Raw genomic sequence first — 16,140 nt, 5'->3', positions numbered from 1 at the left:
CGAACAGCCCTGCGCCGCGCGGTCGCCGCCCCGCCCGCGTCCACAGCGCCCCCGCGTCCACGGCGCCCGTCCCGCCCGGAGCGACCTCCTTCGCCCGGCCCGGCCGTGACCGCCTTCGCCGGGCCGCCCGCTCCCGCCGGGCCGCCCGCTCCCGCGCGGCCGGGCCGCGACCGCTCAGCCGCGCCAGGGCAGCTCGGCGATCACCCGGGTGGGGCCGCCCACCGGTGAGTCCACGACCAGGACACCGTCCACCGCGTCCAGGCGGCCCGCCAGTCCGGCCAGTCCCGAGCCCCGGACCGCGTCGGCGCCGCCGACGCCGTCGTCCCGGACCTGGACGAGGAGCCGGTCCTCGGCCCGCCAGACGTCGACCGAGGCGGAGCGGGCCCGGCTGTGCTTGCTGATGTTCTGCAGCAGCTCGGAGACGGTGAAGTAGGCGATGCCCTCGATGGCCGGGGCGGGCCGGGTCGGCAGGTCGACCTCCACCCGCACCGGGACCGTGCAGCGGGAGGCGACGGCGGACAGGGCCGCGTCCAGGCCGCGGTCGGTCAGCACCGCGGGGTGGATGCCCCGGGCCAGGTCGCGCAGCTCCTGCAGGGCCGTCTTCACCTCGCCGTGCGCCTCGTCCACCATGCGGGCCGCCTCCCGCGGGTCCTCCCGCAGCTTCTCCTTCGCCAGCCCCAGGTCCATCGCGAGGCTGACCAGCCGGGCCTGCGCCCCGTCGTGCAGGTCGCGCTCGATGCGGCGCAGGTCGGCGGCCGCGGTGTCGACCACGACCCCCCGGTCCGACTCCAGCTCCACGACCCGCGCCGACAGCCGCGACGGCCCCAGCAGCCCGCGCACCAGCAACCCGTCCACCGTCACGAGGCCCCGCACGATCCACGGCGTGGTCAGGGTGAGCACCAGACCCACCAGGGCCGTCACGATGATCTCGAAAGCGTTGTCGAGGTAGACGCTGTGGTGCGCGTCGCCGTAGAGCTGGAGGCCGCCCTGCCCGGCGTACATCGGGAACACCCAGAACCACAGCGGATACGTCAGCAGCGCCCAGCCCGCCGTCCAGAGGGGCAGCGCCACGACGAACGAGAACACCGCCCAGGGGAACTGCAGCAGCGCGTACAGCAGGTGGCGCCACGACGCACCGCTCTTCAGCACCGCGCCCATCCACGCGAACGCCCCCGGACCGGCCGCCCGCAGCGGCCCCGGGTCGGCCACCTCCAGCCCCAGCAGCGCACGCGCGCGCGTGCGTTCCAGGACACCGAAGCCGCGGCAGCCGGCGAGCGCCGCCGCCAGCACCGGGACCCCGAGGAAGGTGATGAGCAGGCCCGCGCCGAGCGACACCATGGTGACAGCCCAGGAGAACAACACGATCGCGATCGGCAGGCTCAGCAGCACGTAGCCGAACTCGCACCGGCTCCGCGCCTCGACGGGCGCCCGCAGAGCGGCGGGCAGCCGGTGGCGCCGCTCCCCGTCGTGGGCGGGGAAGCCGGATCCGGCGGGGTGCCCGTGTCCCCGCCCGTACCCCTGTCCGTACTCCGTGGCCATCGGTGTCGTCCGTTCTCCTCGTCCTGGCGGCGCTGCTGCGACCGTGTGTCCACAGTGACGGGCCGCGGCCCCGGGGACCATGCGGGCCGTCGGCGTCTCGAACCGGGGGTTTTCCCCACCACGCCGCGCGGGTGCGGGCCCGGCGGGGCGCCGCGGCACGGCACGGCGGTCGGGACGTGGCGGCTATTCCTCGCGGTCCCGCCAGGGCAGCTCCGCGGTGACCACCGTCGGGCCGCCGGCGGGGGAGTCGACCACGAACAGGCCGTCCACCGCGCCCAGCCGCCCCGCCAGCCCCCGCATGCCGCTGCCCCTCTCCAGCCGGGCGCCGCCGACGCCGTCGTCCCGGACCTGGACGAGGAGCCGGTCCTCGGCCCGCCAGACGTCGACCGAGGCGGAGCGGGCCCGGCTGTGCTTGCTGATGTTCTGCAGCAGCTCGGAGACGGTGAAGTAGGCGATGCCCTCGATGGCCGGGGCGGGCCGGGTCGGCAGGTCGGCCGTCACCTTGACCGGGACCGTGCAGCGGGAGGCGACGGCGGACAGGGCCGCGTCCAGGCCGCGGTCGGTCAGCACCGCGGGGTGGATGCCCCGGGCCAGGTCGCGCAGCTCCTGCAGCGCGAGCTTCACCTCGCCGTGCGCCTCGTCCACCATCGCGGCCGCCGAGTCGGGATCCTCCAGCAGCTTCTCCTTCGCCAGACCCAGGCCCATGGCGAGGTTGACCAGCCGGGCCTGCGCCCCGTCGTGCAGGTCGCGCTCGATGCGGCGCAGGTCGGCGGCCGCGGTGTCGACCACGACCCCGCGGTCCGACTCCAGCTCGGCGATGCGCCGCTCCAGCTCGTCCGAGGGCGACAGCAGTCCCCGCACCATCGCCCGGTCCACGTTGGTCAGCCACCGCGCGACGAACGGCAGCACCGGCCACAGCACGAACAGCGAGGGCAGCACGGCGCAGAAGGTGAGGATGCCCCAGGGCAGCCGGATGAGGTCGTACAGCAGCGTCCGCCAGCCCACCGGGTCCTTCAGCGCCAGCCACAGCCGCTGGAACATCCCTCCGCCCCGGCCGAGCGGCAGCGGCGACGGCTCGTCCACCCGCACCCCGAGCAGCGCCCGGGCCCGGCTCCGTTCCAGCTTGCCGAGCTGCCGGGCCCCCAGCAGGCAGACGGCCAGCAGCGGCAGCCCGACCACCGTGAGGGTGAGGACTCCACTGACGAGCACCACCGTGAACACGTACGTGAAGCCGAACAGCGCCACCGGCAGGTTCAGCAGGAGGTGCGCGACCTCCTTCCAGGTGCGCGCGTCGAGGGCGACACGGGCGGGCGGCAGGCGGTCGGACGCAGGCCGGCCGGAACCTTCGGTCCGGTCGGTGGCGGAGGCGGAAACGGTCATGCCGGCCAGCCTGCCGTGCCGGGCATCCCTCGTGCCATGCGGTCCACCGCCCCCGTTCCCTGGGGAAAACCCCACCTCCCCGCCCGGTCCCCGGGTCCCATACCGTGACGGGCTGCTTACCGTGTCTTTATCAGGGCCTAGACTCCCGTGCGTACAGATCCTCGAATCAGGTCGCGGCGCAGGGGTGCACTGCACCGGGTTCACCAAGGTCATGAGGTCAGGGAGCGAGGCGGACGGTGCGGGAGACGTTGGGGGACTCGACGGTCGCCGCGGCGGACGTCGCGGCCGGCTACTTCCGGTCCTACTCGGTCGTGGGACTGCTCGCGCTCATCGGCGTGCTCTTCGTCGCGGTCGCCTTCGGCGCCGGCCGGCTGCTGCGCCCGGTGGTGCCCACCCCGGAGAAGCTGCTCACCTACGAGTGCGGCGTCGACCCCGTCGGCGAGGGCTGGGCCCACACCCAGGTCCGCTACTACGTCTACGCCTTCCTCTACGTGATCTTCGCGGTCGACTCGATCTTCCTGTTCCCGTGGGCGACGATCTTCGCCGCCCCCGGCTACGGCGCGACCACCCTCGTGGAGATGTTCATCTTCCTCGGCTTCCTGGCCGTCGGCCTGCTGTACGCCTACAAGAAGGGGGTGCTGGCATGGACGTGAACCCGTCCGCCACGGAGAACCCGACCGCCGCGGAGCCCGTCCTGCTTCCGGAGCCCAAGCGGCTGGGCGCCCTCGCCCGGCTCGCCCCCGAGCCGATGAAGGTGGTCCTGAACTGGGGCCGCCGCTACTCGCTGTGGGTGTTCAACTTCGGCCTCGCCTGCTGCGCGATCGAGTTCATCGCCGCGTCGATGGCCCGCCACGACTTCATCCGCCTCGGTGTCATCCCCTTCGCGCCGGGCCCCCGCCAGGCCGACCTGATGGTCGTCTCGGGAACGGTGACGGACAAGATGGCCCCCGCCGTGAAGCGCCTCTACGAGCAGATGCCGGAGCCGAAGTACGTCATCTCCTTCGGTGCCTGCTCCAACTGCGGCGGCCCCTACTGGGACTCCTACTCCGTCACCAAGGGCGTCGACCAGATCATCCCGGTCGACGTGTACGTACCGGGCTGCCCGCCGCGCCCCGAGGCGCTGCTCCAGGGCATCCTCAAGCTCCAGGAGAAGATCGCCCGCGAGTCGCTCGAGCACCGGTACGGGACCCCCCGGCCGTCCGCGGCCGCGCTGGGCAGCGACCTGGTGAAGCCCCCGGCGCCCGCCCTGGAAGGGGACGCGCGATGAGCACGGCCGGCTGGCTGCCTGCATCCGCCGGGGACCTCTTCGGCCCCGACGCCACGGCCGAGGAGTCGTACGCGGTCCTGACGGTGGACGTACCGCCGTCCTCCTGGCTCGACGCCCTGGAGACCGCCCGCACCACCCTCCAGTGCACCTACTTCGACTGGCTGAGCGCGGTCGACGAACCGGGGGCGGGCTTCCGCGTCTCCGCCCACCTCGTGGCCCTCCACCCGGTCCGCCGCCTCCTGGTCCGCACGACCGTGCCGCACGAGGCGCCGGCGCTGCCGTCCGCCGTCGGCGTCTACGCGGGCGCGGCGTGGCACGAGCGCGAGACGCACGAGATGTTCGGGGTCGTCTTCGAGGGCCACCCGGGCCTGGAGCACCTGCTCCTGCCGGAGACCTTCGAGGGGCACCCCCTGCGCAAGGACTTCGTCCTCGCCGCCCGGGTGGCCAAGGCCTGGCCCGGCGCCAAGGAGCCGGGGGAGTCCGAACACGGCGGCCCCAAGCGCCGCCAGATGCTGCCGCCGGGCGTCCCCGACCCGAACGAGTGGGGCCCGCTGAAGGGCCGGCTCCCGGCCGCCCCGGAGCGCCCGGCCCGGGGCGCGGGGCGCGCGGCGGGCGAGCGTCCGGCACGCGCGGCGGGCGAGCGCCCGGTGCGCCGGACCCGCACGGCGTCGGAGGGTTCCGCCAGCCAGGCGGGCGAGGCTGCCGCCGGAGCCGCCGGAGCCGCCGGAGCCGCCGGAGCCGCTGGGGCCGCTGGGGCCGCTGGGGCCGCCGGAGCTGCCGGAGCTGCCGGAGCTGCTGGGGCCGTTGGGGCCGCTGGAGCTGCCGGAGCTGCCGGAGCTGCCGGAGCTGCCGGAGCCGCCGGAGCCGGGGCGCGGCCGCGTCGGACGCGGACCGCCGGCCAGGGCTCGGTGAGCCAGTCGGCGGCGCCGGCCGGGACCGCGGCCGTGCACGAGCAGGGCGCGGCGGAGGGCGACGCCGTGCAGACGGGCGACGCCGCGCGTACGGGGGCGGGGCCGGCCTCTCAGGCCCCGGCGGACGCGGTGGCGCACGAGCCCGCGACGGCGCCGGCCCGGCCGCGCCGTGCGCGCAGCGCGTCGGCAGGCTCGGCCTCACAGCGGACCCCGGCACCGGCCGAACGGGTGGAACCGGCGGCACCGGCCGAACCGGCGGACCCTGGAAGCTCCGCCCCCCGAGGCACGGCTCCGCGCAGCTCGGACGCCCCGTGGCACCACGCGCGCCCGGCCTTCGACGACCGGTCCCAGGCCGCCCGGGAACCGGAGCGGGCCCATGAGGAGGCGGCGGCCGAACCGACCCCGGCGGCCGGGCCGGCCCGGGAAGCCGGAGCCGAGCCCGCCCCGGAACCCCAGGACGCCCCCGACGCCCAGCCCGCCCGGGACACCCAGGACGCTCCCGACGCAGAGCCGGCCCGGGACCCGCGGGAAGCTCGGGACCCCGAGCCCCGCAGCCCGCGAGTACCCCCCACCCCCGAAGACCCCACAGGAGGCCCGCGGTGAACGACGCGCTGGACGTCGTCCTGCGACTCCTCGTCGTGTTCGGCGTCTTCCTCACCTTCCCCCTGATCGTCGGCCAGACCGAGCACAAGGTGATGGCCCACATGCAGGGCCGCCTCGGCCCGATGTACGCGGGCGGCTTCCACGGCTGGGCCCAGCTCATCGCCGACGGCGTGAAGTTCGCCCAGAAGGAGGACGTGGTCCCGGCCGGCGCCGACCGCCGCGTCTTCCAGCTCGCCCCGGCCGTGGCCCTGCTGCCCTACCTGCTCGTCCTGCTCGCCATCCCGATCGGGCCGGGCGAGGGGGCCGTCGGGCAGGTGCTGGACGCGGGGGTCTTCTTCGTGCTCGCCGTGATGGGCGTCGGTGTGCTCGGCTCGCTCATGGCGGGCTGGGCCAGCGCCAACAAGTTCTCGCTGCTCGGCGGCCTGCGCACGGCGGCCCAGCTCCTCGCCTACGAGCTTCCCATGCTGCTCGCCGCGGCCTCCGTCGCCATGGCGGCCGGCACGGTCTCCCTCCCGGGCATCGTGCACGCCTTCCACTGGTGGTGGCTGCCCTGGCAGATCGTCGGCGCGATCGTGTTCTTCGTGGCCGGCCTCGCCGAGCTGCAGCGCCCGCCCTTCGACATGCCCGTCGCCGACTCGGAGATCATCTTCGGCGCGTACACGGAGTACACCGGTCTGCGGTTCGCGCTGTTCCTCCTCGCCGAGTACGCCGGCATCGTCGTCCTGTGCGGTCTGACCACCGTCCTCTTCCTGGGCGGCTGGCACGGCCCCTGGGGCGCCGACGGCCTGGGCTGGCTGTGGACCCTGCTGAAGACCGCCGTCCTCGCCTTCGTCGTCATCTGGCTCCGGGTGACCTACCCCCGCCTGCGCGAGGACCAGCTCCAGAAGCTCTCCTGGACCCTCCTCGTCCCCCTCTCCCTCGCCCAGATCGCCCTCACCGGCATCGTCAAGGTGGTGATCCGGTAACCATGGCTCCGATTCCCGGCAGCGGCCTGGCCAAGGGCCTGGCCGTCACCCTGCGCACGATGACGAGGAAGACCGTCACCGAGCAGTACCCGGACGCACTGCCCGAACTGCCGCCCCGCACGCGCGGTGTCATCGCCCTGTTCGAGGAGAACTGCACGGTCTGCATGCTGTGCGCCCGCGAGTGCCCGGACTGGTGCATCTACATCGACTCGCACAAGGAGACGGTCCCGGCGGCCGCCCCCGGCGGACGCGAGCGCAGCCGCAACGTCCTCGACCGGTTCGCCATCGACTTCTCCCTGTGCATGTACTGCGGTATCTGCATCGAGGTATGTCCCTTCGACGCCCTGTTCTGGTCCCCGGAGTTCGAGTACGCCGAGACGGACATCCGTGACCTCACCCACGAGCGCGACAAGCTCCGCGAGTGGATGTGGACCGTGCCGGCCCCGCCCGCCCTCGACCCGGGCGCGGAGGAGCCGAAGGAGATCGCCGCGGCCCGCAAGGCCGCCGACAAGCTCGCCGCCCAGCAGGCCGCCGGGCAGGGGGAGGAGCGCCCATGAGCCTCGCCGCAGCCCAGCACGGCTTCCTCTCCCCGACCGGAGTGGAGATCGCCTTCCTCCTGGTCGGCCTGGTCACCCTCGGTGCCGCGCTCGTCACCGTCACCACCCGGCAGCTCGTGCACGCCGCCCTGTGGCTCGTGGTGGCGCTCGGCGGCCTGGCCGTCGAGTACCTCCTGCTCACCGCCGAGTTCATCGCCTGGGTACAGGTCCTCATCTACGTCGGCTCCGTCGTCGTCCTCCTCCTCTTCGGCCTGATGCTCACCAGGGCCCCCATCGGCCGCTCACCGGACGCCGACTCCGGCAACCGCTGGGCCGCCCTGGCCGTCGCGGCCGCCGCTGCGGCGGCCCTGGTGTGGGTGGTCGTCGACGCCTTCCGCACCACCTGGATCGACCTGGACGGCCCGGCGGCCGGCACCACCCGCGTCACCGGCCAGAGCCTGTTCCAGAACTGGGTGCTGCCCTTCGAGGCGCTGTCCGTCCTGCTCCTCGCGGCCCTGGTCGGCGCGATCGTCCTGTCCCGCAAGGCGGCGGCGGACCCGCCGCCCGGCGCCGCTCCCGCGGCCCGCACCTCCGGCGAGAAGGAAGGCGCCCGCTGATGCACCTCGCCTATCCCGCCGTACTCTCCGCCCTCCTGTTCTGCACCGGGCTGTACGGCGTCCTCGCCCGCCGCAACGCGATCCTCGTCCTGATGTCCGTCGAGCTGATGCTCAACGCCGTCAACCTCAACCTGGTCGCCTTCGACGTCTGGCTCAGCCGGGCCGCCGAGGAGACCCTGCACTCCGGCCAGGCGCTCACCCTGTTCACCATCGCCGTGGCCGCCGCCGAGATCGGCATCGGACTGGCGATCGTGCTCGCCGTGTACCGCAACCGCGGCACCTCCGACATCGACAGGCTCCGTGACACCGCCGAGGGCCACGGCGACGACACCGAAGGCCCCGACACCGACGCCCCCGCGGCCGAGAAGGCTGAGGCCACCGCGTGACCACGACCACCCTCGCCGTCCTCGTCCCCCTCCTGCCCTTCCTGGCAGCCGCCGCCGGACTGCTGCTCGGCCGCACCACCCCCGGTCTCGTCCGCCCGCTCGCCGTACTGCCCACCCTCGCCGCCCTCGTGCTGGCCGCGCTGGTCGCCGTACGGCAGGGCGGCGGCCGGGCCCTCGAGGCCCACACCGAGCTGACACCCACCGGCTCGGTCCCGATCGACCTCGCCCTGGACATCGACGGCTTCGCCGCGCTCGTCGCCGTCCTGGTCGCCTTCGTGGCGACCTGCGTGCAGATCTACTCGACCGGCTATCTGCGCGACGACCCGCGCTACCCCTCCTACGCGGCCCTCGTCTCCCTGTTCACCTCCGCGATGCTGCTGGTCGTCTACTCCGGCGACCTGATCGTGCTGCTGGTCGGCTGGGAAGTCATGGGCATCTGCTCCTACTTCCTGGTCGGCCACTACTGGGAGACCCCCGAGGCCCGCGCCGCCTCCCTGAAGGCCTTCCTGGTCACCAAGCTCGGCGACGTGCCGTTCCTCATCGGCCTGTTCGCCCTGGGCACCGACGCCGGATCGTTCGACATCCGCCGTGTCCTCGGCGCCGTGGCCGACGGCGGCATCGGCCACCCGACGGTCATCGCCCTGCTGCTGCTCGCGGGCGTCGCCGGCAAGTCGGCGCAGTTCCCGCTGCACACCTGGCTGCCGGACGCCATGGCGGGCCCCACACCCGTCTCGGCGCTCATCCACGCCGCGACGATGGTCGCCGCCGGTGTCTACTTCGTCGCCCGTCTCCTCCCGCTCTTCGAGGCCTCACGGGCCGCGATGGTGGTCCTCGCCGTCATGGCCGCCGTCACCATGACCGGCTCCGGTCTCGCGGCCCTCGCCCAGGACGACATCAAGCGCGTCCTCGCCTACTCGACGATCGGCCAGCTCGGCTACATGACCGGCGCCCTCGCTGTCGGCGACCGCGGCGCCGCCGTCTTCCACCTCCTGTCGCACGGCGCGTTCAAAGCGCTGCTGTTCCTCGCCGCCGGCGTGATCATCCACGCCGCCGGCACCAACTCCCTGGCCGCCATGTCCCGGATGGGACACCTGCGCGAACGCGTCCCCGACGCCTACTGGACGATGACCGTGGCCCTGCTCGCGCTCGCCGCGGTCCCGCCCTTCAGCGGCTTCTTCTCCAAGGAGTCCGTCCTCGGCGCCGCCGAGCACGTCGCCACCGGCCACACCGCCCAGGCCCCCGGCGCCGCCGGCTGGCTCGTGCTCGTCGCCGGGCTGCTCACCGCCCTGCTCACCGCCGCCTACGCCACCCGGCTGTGGCTGCTCGCCTTCCGCGGCCGGGGCGCCGAGGCACCCGACCACGGCCGCCAGCCGCTGACGATGACCGTGGTGCTGTGGGTCCTCGCCGTGCCGTCCCTGGCCTTCGGCGGGCTCGCCTACCGCGTGCTGCCCGGCTGGCTCGACGGACGCGACCTGACCCCGACCGCGCTCACCTCCATCCTCGGCACCGGCCTCGCCGTGGTCGGCGGACTCCTCACCTACGGCGCCTGGCAGCGCACCACCGCGCTCGCCGCCCGGGTCCCGCTGGGCGCCGTCGCCGCCCACCCCGAGGGCGACGCCGGGCTGGTCGAGGCCGAGGCCATCGCCAGCCACGAACCCGCCTACGGCGACATCGCGCGGGCGCCCGACCCGGCGGACCCCGGACGGCTGCTGCTCGGCCCGCTGCACCGGCACGCGGCCGCCGGCTTCCACCTGGACGCCGCGTACTCGGCGCTGTTCGTCCGCCCGGTCGAGGCCGGCGCACGTCTCGTCCGGTTCCTCGACCGCGAGGTCGTCGACACCTACGTGCGCGGCGCGGCCGCCCTGCCCCGGCTGCTCGGGGCCGCCGTACGGCGGGCGCAGACCGGAAACGTGCAGACCTATGTGAGCGCGCTGCTCGCCGGCACCGTCGTCCTGGCGGTCGCCGTCCTCCTCGTCGCCACGGGAGCGTGAGCAGGCGTGATCGATATCAACGAGTCCGTGATGCGTATTCTCCTGGCGCTCGTCGTCGCCGGCCCCCTCCTCGGCGCCGCCACCGCCCTCCTTCCGGCCCCGCCCGGACTGCGGGGCAGGTCGCCCGCGCAGGCCGTACTGCGGCACGGCGTCACCGTGACCGGCGTGATCCTGGTCGCCGCCGTCGCCCTCGCGCTCGGCTTCGACCACGACCATCCGTCGAAGATGCAGGCCACCACCGACATCAGCTGGATCCCCGCACTCGACGTGCGGATCCACCTCGGCATCGACGGCATCTCCCTCCCCCTTCTGGTCCTGACCGCGCTGCTGGCCTTCCTCTGCGCGCTCTACTCCTACTTCAAGCCGCCGTCGGGCCCGTCCCCGAAGGCGTTCGTCGCCCTGCTGCTCCTGCTCGAGACCGGCACCCTCGCGACCTTCGCCGTCCTCGACCTGGTGCTGTTCTTCCTCGCGTTCGAGACGGTGCTCATCCCGATGTACTTCCTCATCGCCCGCTGGGGCGGCGAGGACCGTACCCGGGCCGCGTGGAAGTTCATCCTCTTCACCCTGCTCGGCTCCGTGGTCATGCTGCTCGGCCTGCTCCTGATCGGAATCAAGGCGGGCACGTTCGACATGGTGGCACTCGCCACTGACAACGGCCGGTCGCTCACCACGTCCGTGCAGGTCATCGCCGTTCTGGCGATCGGCGTCGGGCTCGCGGTCAAGACGCCGATGTGGCCGCTGCACAGCTGGCTCCCCGACGCCCACACCGCCGCCCCGACCGTCGGCTCGGTACTGCTGGCCGGCGTCCTGCTGAAGATGGGCACGTACGGGTTCGTCCGCATCCTGCTGCCGGTCGCGCCGGACGGCTTCCGCACCTTCGCGCCGTACCTCGCCGCCTTCGCGGTGGTCGGGATCGTCTACGGGTCCCTGGCCTGCCTGGCCCTGGCCAAGCAGGGCGCGAAGGGCGACCTCAAACGGCTCATCGCCTACTCCTCCGTCGGCCACATGGGCTTCGTCCTGCTCGGCATCGCCACCATGACCCCGACCGGCGTCAACGGCGCCCTGTTCGCCAACATCGCCCACGGCCTCATCACCGGTCTGCTCTTCTTCCTGGTCGGCGCGCTGAAGGACCGCACCGGCACCACCGACCTCGACACCCTCTGCCTCCCGTCGCCCGACCACCGCCCCGCGCCGAGCGGGACCGCGGCGCCGACCGCGTCCCTGGCCGGCGCCGCCCTCTACGCCAGGGCCCCCCGCCTCGGCGGCCTGCTCGCCTTCGGCGCCGTCGCCTCGCTCGGCCTGCCGGGCCTCGCCGGATTCTGGGGCGAGATGCTGGCCCTCTTCGGCTCGTTCAGCCCCGCCGCCGGCCTCAGCCGGCCCGCGTTCCTCACGTACATGGCGATCGGCGCGTTCGGCACCCTGCTGACCGCCGCGTACATGCTGATCGTGGTCCGCCGGGTCTGCATGGGCGCCGTACCGCAGCAAACCCCGACCACCCTCGCCGACGTGCACGGCTACGAGTTCGCGGCCTGGACCCCGCTCGTCACCCTCACCGTCCTCGCCGGACTGTGGCCCCGGGCCCTGCTCGGCCTGACCGACCCGGCCGTCCAGCAGCTCCTCGCAGGAGGCACCCGATGAGCGCCCCGGCCCAGCCCCTGGCCCAGTCGCTGGTCCAGTCCGTCGACTGGCTCGCGATCGCGCCGCCCACCATCGCCGCGGTCGCGGCGCTCGCGGTCCTCGTCGCCGACCTGTTCCTCCCCGAGTCCCGCAAGCCCCTCCTCGGCTGGACCTCCGTGGCCGGCCTGACCGCGGCCGCACTGATGCTGCTGCCGCTGCTGGACGGCGACCGCAGCACCTTCTGCCTGCCCGCCCCCGCGCGCGCGTGCAGCTACACCGCCGACCACTTCACCCTCGTCGTCCAGTTCCTCGTCCTCGGCGGCGCCCTGCTGACGGCCCTGCTGTCGATGACCAGCCTCGGCGACGAGCGGCGGCGCATCCCGGCCGGGGAGTACTGGTTCCTGCTGCTGTCCTCGGCGGCCGGCGCCGCCCTGCTGCCCGCCTCCCGTGACCTGGCCACCCTCGTCGTCGCCCTGGAGGTCGCCTCCCTGCCGGCCTTCGCGCTCGTCGGCATCCGGCACGGCGACAGGCGGTCCTCCGAGGCCGCCCTGAAGTTCTTCCTGTCCTCCGTCACCGCCACCGCGGTCACCCTGCTGGGCATCAGCTTCGTCTACGCGTCCACCGGCACCCTCTACCTCACCCAGGTCGCCCAGCGCGTCCAGCACGTCGACGGGCAGCTCCACACCCTCGCCCAGACCGGCGTCGTCCTCACCCTGGTCGGCTTCGCCTTCAAGACCGCCGCCGTCCCCTTCCACTTCTGGGTGCCCGACACCTACGTGGGCGCGCCGCTGCCCATCGCCGCCTACCTGTCGGTCGTCGGCAAGGCCGTCGGCTTCTCCGGCCTGATCCTCGTCACCGTCGTCGCCTTCCCGTCGTACGCCGACGCGTGGGGACCCGCGCTCGCCGCACTGGCCGCCCTCACCATGACCGTCGGCAACGCCGGCGCCCTGCGCCAGCGGGCCACGCGCGCGTACAGCGCCGTACGGCTGCTCGCCTGGTCCTCCGTCGGCCAGGCCGGCTACCTCCTGGTACCGATCGCCGCCGCCGGATACTCCGAGGACCCGCGCAAGGCGATCGGCTCCACCGTGGCCTACGCCCTGATGTACGCCGCCGTGAACCTCGGCGCGTTCGCGGTGGCCGCGCTGGTGGGACGCACGAAGTCCCTCAACCGGCTCAGCGACTACCGGGGCCTGTACGGCACCAACCCGGTCACCGCCCTGCTGCTGGCGTTCTTCCTGCTGTGCCTGGCGGGGCTGCCGCCGGGCGTCATCGGCCTGTTCGCCAAGGTCACCGTGTTCTCCGCGGCCGTCGACGCCGGCCTGGGCTGGCTCGCCGTCGTCATGGCCGTCAACGTGGTGATCGCCCTCTTCTACTACCTGCAGTGGACGGCCCTGCTGTTCCGCGCCCCCGAGGGCGCCCCCGCCCGGCACCGCCTCCCGGCCCCCCTCACCGCCGCCCTCGCCCTCACCGGCGCCCTCGGCGTGGTGCTCTCCGGCGCACCCCAGCTCGTGCTGCGCTTCGCCGCCACCGGACTGTTCTGAGGACCCGGCGCACGCGCGTGGGGCTCCGGCGGCCCCACGCGCGCCGGAGGCCGTAGGCGCACGTCACCCGTACGGCCGACGCGCGCCGCCGTCCGCACCAGGGAACTCGCGACCGCCGCCTGGCGTTGACCAGAGCGGGAGGGTCCACTGGACCAAAGCGTTCCCCTGCAGCACGACTTGGAGGGCGTACCGTGCACCGCCGGCACAACGGGCTAAGGACCGCAGTACTCCTCGGGGGACTGTCCGCGCTCATCATCGTCATCGGCAGCTTCTTCGGCCGTACGGGACTGATCGTGGCCGTCCTGATCGCGCTGGGCACGAACGCGTACGCGTACTGGAACAGCGACAAGCTGGCACTTCGCGCGATGCGGGCCCGCCCGGTCAGCGAGTTCGAGGCCCCCGCGCTGTACCGGATGGTCCGCGAGCTGTCCACGCAGGCACGGCAGCCCATGCCCCGCCTGTACATCTCGCCCACGGAGGCGCCCAACGCCTTCGCGACCGGGCGCAACCCGCGCAACGCGGCGGTGTGCTGCACGGAGGGCATCCTGCGCCTGCTCGACGAACGCGAACTGCGCGGCGTCATCGGCCACGAACTGAGCCACGTCTACAACCGCGACATCCTCATCTCGTCGGTCGCCGGCGCCCTCGCCTCGGTGATCATGTTCCTGGTCAACTTCGCCTGGCTGATCCCCATCGGCCGCTCCGACGACGACGAAGGCCCCGGGCTGCTCGGCCTGCTGCTGATCATGATCCTCGGCCCGCTCGCCGCCTCCCTCATCCAGTTGGCCATCAGCCGCTCCAGGGAGTACGAGGCGGACGCCTCGGGCGCCCAGCTCACCGGCGACCCAATGGCCCTGGCCAGTGCCCTGCGCAAGCTGGAGCTCGGCACCCAGCAGCTTCCGCTGCCCCCCGAACCCCGGATCGAGACCGCGAGCCACATGATGATCGCGAATCCCTTCCGGCCGGGCCAGGGACTGGCCAGGATGTTCTCCACGCACCCGCCGATGGCGGACCGAATCTCCCGGCTCGAGAAGATGGCAGGGCGTCCACAGTGAAGATCATCCTCAATGTCATCTGGCTCATCCTGAGCGGCTTCTGGCTGTTCCTCGGATACCTGCTCGCGGGCCTGCTGCTCTGCGTCACGATCATCGGCATCCCGTTCGGCATCGCCGCCTTCCGTATCGGCGTCTACGCCCTGTGGCCCTTCGGGTACACCACGGTCGAACGGCGCGACGCGGGTGCCCCCTCGTGCGTCGGGAACGTCCTGTGGCTGCTGCTGGCCGGCTGGTGGCTGACCCTCGCCCACATCACGACGGGCATCGCCCTGTGCCTGACGATCATCGGCATCCCGTTCGGCATCGCCAACTTCAAGCTGATCCCGGTGTCGCTGTTCCCGCTGGGGCGCGAGATCGTGCCCACGGACCAGCCGTTCGCGACCCGCTGAGGCGCTTCCGAAGGCCCCGAGCACCCGTCGGGCGAGGAACGGGGCCGCGCCGGGTCGCGGGTCACGCCCCCTGCCGGGGCTCCCGGCGGCCGCGGCCGGCCCACCACCGCCGCGCCCCGTAGGCCGCCGCGCCGACGGCGAGCACCCCGGCCCCCACGGCGACCGAGCGGGCGGGCAGGGCGAACGCCAGCGTCGCGCACCCCAGCAGCCCCAGCGCCGGCACCACCCGTGCCCGGGGCGCCGGACTCAGCGTCCAGGCCGAGGCGTTGGCCACGGCGTAGTAGACCAGGACGCCGAACGAGGAGAAGCCGATCGCGCCCCGCACGTCCACCGTGGCGGCCAGTACGGCGACCACCGCGCCCACGGCCGACTCCGCCCGGTGCGGCACCCGGAACCGCGGATGCACGGCGGCCAGCACACGGGGCAGATGACCGTCCCGGGCCATGGCGAGCGTCGTCCGGGACACCCCGAGGATCAGCGCGAGCAGCGATCCCAGCGCGGCCACCGCGGCCCCCACCCGGACCACCGGCACGAGCCCCGGCACCCCGGCCGCCCGGACCGCGTCGGCCAGCGGCGCCGCCGCGAGTCCCAGGCGCCCCGCGCCGAGCACGCCCAGAACGGCCGCCGCGACCGCCGCGTACACCACCAGGGTGAGCCCCAGAGCCACCGGAATCGCGCGCGGAATGGTGCGCGCCGGATCCCGTACCTCCTCACCGAGCGTGGCGATCCGCGCGTACCCGGCGAACGCGAAGAACAGCAGCCCGGCCGCCTGGAGCACACCGCCGACCCCCGCCGCCGGCCCGGGGACGAGCCGCCCGGCGTCCATGCGCCCGGAGGCGAGGCACACGACCACCACAGCGGCGAGGACGGCCAGCACCACGGCCACGACGACCCGCGTCAGCCACGCCGACTTCTGGACGCCGCCGTAGTTCACGGCGGTCAGGGCCAGCACGGCCGCCACCGCCACCGCGTGCGCCTGCCCCGGCCACAGGTACGCCCCCACGGTGAGCGCCATCGCCGCGCAGGAGGCCGTCTTGCCGACCACGAACGCCCAGCCGGCCAGATAGCCCCAGAACGCGCCCAGCCGCTCCCTGCCGTACACGTACGTCCCGCCCGACGCCGGATGGCGGGCGGCCAGGCGGGCCGAGGACATGGCGTTGCAGTAGGCGACGCCGGCCGCGACGGCCAGTCCCGGCAGCAGCCCCCGCCCGGCGGCCCGTGCCGCCGGGCCCAAGGCGGAGAACACGCCGGCCCCGAGCATCGAGCCGAGGCCGACGACCACGGCGTCGCGCAGGCCCAGCGTGCGTCGCAGCGAGGTTCCGGAAGCTGTCATGGGCCGCACC

General features: G+C 73.8%; 15 protein-coding genes. 12 read left to right on the top strand and 3 right to left on the bottom strand.

Features of this window, described 5'->3' with window-relative positions:
* Positions 1-174: 174 nt before the first annotated feature.
* Both MXD57_RS14720 and MXD57_RS14715 read right to left on the bottom strand, forming a co-directional pair.
* Positions 175-1,539, bottom strand: coding sequence for a sensor histidine kinase (locus MXD57_RS14720; protein WP_250401866.1), 1,365 nt, complete (start codon positions 1,537-1,539; stop codon positions 175-177).
* A 183-nt stretch (positions 1,540-1,722) separates the two neighbouring features.
* Positions 1,723-2,919 (bottom strand): sensor histidine kinase, encoded by a 1,197-nt coding sequence (locus tag MXD57_RS14715; RefSeq protein ID WP_250401865.1) that lies wholly within the window; start codon positions 2,917-2,919, stop codon positions 1,723-1,725.
* Positions 2,920-3,155: 236 nt separating this feature from the next.
* On the opposite strand from MXD57_RS14715, the gene MXD57_RS14710 reads away from it, so the two are divergent.
* The 12 genes from MXD57_RS14710 to MXD57_RS14655 all read left to right on the top strand — a co-directional run bounded on the left by MXD57_RS14710 (position 3,156) and on the right by MXD57_RS14655 (position 14,797).
* Positions 3,156-3,572, top strand: coding sequence for an NADH-quinone oxidoreductase subunit A (locus tag MXD57_RS14710; protein ID WP_250401864.1), 417 nt, complete (start codon positions 3,156-3,158; stop codon positions 3,570-3,572).
* Positions 3,563-4,186 (top strand): NADH-quinone oxidoreductase subunit B, encoded by a 624-nt coding sequence (locus tag MXD57_RS14705; RefSeq protein WP_250401863.1) that lies wholly within the window; start codon positions 3,563-3,565, stop codon positions 4,184-4,186. Before MXD57_RS14710 ends, MXD57_RS14705 begins: the two co-directional genes overlap by 10 nt.
* Positions 4,183-5,700 (top strand): NADH-quinone oxidoreductase subunit C, encoded by a 1,518-nt coding sequence (locus tag MXD57_RS14700; RefSeq protein WP_250401862.1) that lies wholly within the window; start codon positions 4,183-4,185, stop codon positions 5,698-5,700. Before MXD57_RS14705 ends, MXD57_RS14700 begins: the two co-directional genes overlap by 4 nt.
* Entirely contained in the window at positions 5,697-6,665 is a 969-nt protein-coding gene (locus tag MXD57_RS14695) for a complex I subunit 1/NuoH family protein (protein WP_250401861.1), read from the top strand. Before MXD57_RS14700 ends, MXD57_RS14695 begins: the two co-directional genes overlap by 4 nt.
* 2 nt (positions 6,666-6,667) lie before the next feature.
* Positions 6,668-7,222 carry a NuoI/complex I 23 kDa subunit family protein gene (locus tag MXD57_RS14690; RefSeq protein WP_250401860.1) on the top strand — a complete coding sequence of 185 codons (555 nt, stop codon included), beginning with the start codon at positions 6,668-6,670 and terminating at the stop codon, positions 7,220-7,222.
* On the top strand, positions 7,219-7,818 hold the full coding sequence (locus MXD57_RS14685) for an NADH-quinone oxidoreductase subunit J family protein (RefSeq protein WP_250401859.1): 600 nt from the start codon (positions 7,219-7,221) through the stop codon (positions 7,816-7,818). Before MXD57_RS14690 ends, MXD57_RS14685 begins: the two co-directional genes overlap by 4 nt.
* Positions 7,818-8,204, top strand: coding sequence for an NADH-quinone oxidoreductase subunit NuoK (nuoK, locus tag MXD57_RS14680; protein WP_250401858.1), 387 nt, complete (start codon positions 7,818-7,820; stop codon positions 8,202-8,204). Before MXD57_RS14685 ends, nuoK begins: the two co-directional genes overlap by 1 nt.
* The gene (locus MXD57_RS14675; RefSeq protein ID WP_250401857.1) at positions 8,201-10,195 is read left to right on the top strand and encodes an NADH-quinone oxidoreductase subunit 5 family protein; all 1,995 of its coding nucleotides are present in this window, start codon (positions 8,201-8,203) and stop codon (positions 10,193-10,195) included. The genes nuoK and MXD57_RS14675 overlap by 4 nt, the downstream gene beginning before the upstream one ends.
* 6 nt (positions 10,196-10,201) lie before the next feature.
* Positions 10,202-11,833, top strand: coding sequence for an NADH-quinone oxidoreductase subunit M (locus MXD57_RS14670; RefSeq protein WP_250401856.1), 1,632 nt, complete (start codon positions 10,202-10,204; stop codon positions 11,831-11,833).
* On the top strand, positions 11,830-13,353 hold the full coding sequence (locus tag MXD57_RS14665; RefSeq protein WP_250401855.1) for an NADH-quinone oxidoreductase subunit N: 1,524 nt from the start codon (positions 11,830-11,832) through the stop codon (positions 13,351-13,353). The genes MXD57_RS14670 and MXD57_RS14665 overlap by 4 nt, the downstream gene beginning before the upstream one ends.
* A 191-nt stretch (positions 13,354-13,544) precedes the next feature.
* Complete coding sequence (htpX, locus tag MXD57_RS14660; protein WP_250401854.1) at positions 13,545-14,408, top strand: zinc metalloprotease HtpX; 864 nt, start codon at positions 13,545-13,547, stop codon at positions 14,406-14,408.
* On the top strand, positions 14,405-14,797 hold the full coding sequence (locus tag MXD57_RS14655; protein WP_250401853.1) for a YccF domain-containing protein: 393 nt from the start codon (positions 14,405-14,407) through the stop codon (positions 14,795-14,797). Before htpX ends, MXD57_RS14655 begins: the two co-directional genes overlap by 4 nt.
* A gap of 61 nt (positions 14,798-14,858) precedes the next feature.
* Here the strand turns inward: MXD57_RS14655 and MXD57_RS14650 are convergent, their stop codons facing one another.
* Positions 14,859-16,130: an APC family permease gene (locus MXD57_RS14650; protein ID WP_250401952.1), complete on the bottom strand. Its 1,272-nt coding sequence runs from the start codon at positions 16,128-16,130 to the stop codon at positions 14,859-14,861.
* Positions 16,131-16,140 lie beyond the last annotated feature (10 nt).

Source organism: Streptomyces cellostaticus (assembly GCF_023630175.1).
GTDB lineage: Bacteria > Actinomycetota > Actinomycetes > Streptomycetales > Streptomycetaceae > Streptomyces > Streptomyces cellostaticus_A.
This window is presented reverse-complemented; position numbering and strand designations above follow the sequence as displayed.

Coding starts and splice junctions, on each gene's coding strand:
- MXD57_RS14720 (WP_250401866.1), bottom strand. CDS start 1,539: ATGGCCACGGAGTACGGACAGGGGTACGGGCGGGGACACGGGCACCCC.
- MXD57_RS14715 (WP_250401865.1), bottom strand. CDS start 2,919: ATGACCGTTTCCGCCTCCGCCACCGACCGGACCGAAGGTTCCGGCCGG.
- MXD57_RS14705 (WP_250401863.1), top strand. CDS start 3,563: ATGGACGTGAACCCGTCCGCCACGGAGAACCCGACCGCCGCGGAGCCC.
- MXD57_RS14700 (WP_250401862.1), top strand. CDS start 4,183: ATGAGCACGGCCGGCTGGCTGCCTGCATCCGCCGGGGACCTCTTCGGC.
- MXD57_RS14690 (WP_250401860.1), top strand. CDS start 6,668: ATGGCTCCGATTCCCGGCAGCGGCCTGGCCAAGGGCCTGGCCGTCACC.
- MXD57_RS14685 (WP_250401859.1), top strand. CDS start 7,219: ATGAGCCTCGCCGCAGCCCAGCACGGCTTCCTCTCCCCGACCGGAGTG.
- nuoK (WP_250401858.1), top strand. CDS start 7,818: ATGCACCTCGCCTATCCCGCCGTACTCTCCGCCCTCCTGTTCTGCACC.
- MXD57_RS14665 (WP_250401855.1), top strand. CDS start 11,830: ATGAGCGCCCCGGCCCAGCCCCTGGCCCAGTCGCTGGTCCAGTCCGTC.
- MXD57_RS14650 (WP_250401952.1), bottom strand. CDS start 16,130: ATGACAGCTTCCGGAACCTCGCTGCGACGCACGCTGGGCCTGCGCGAC.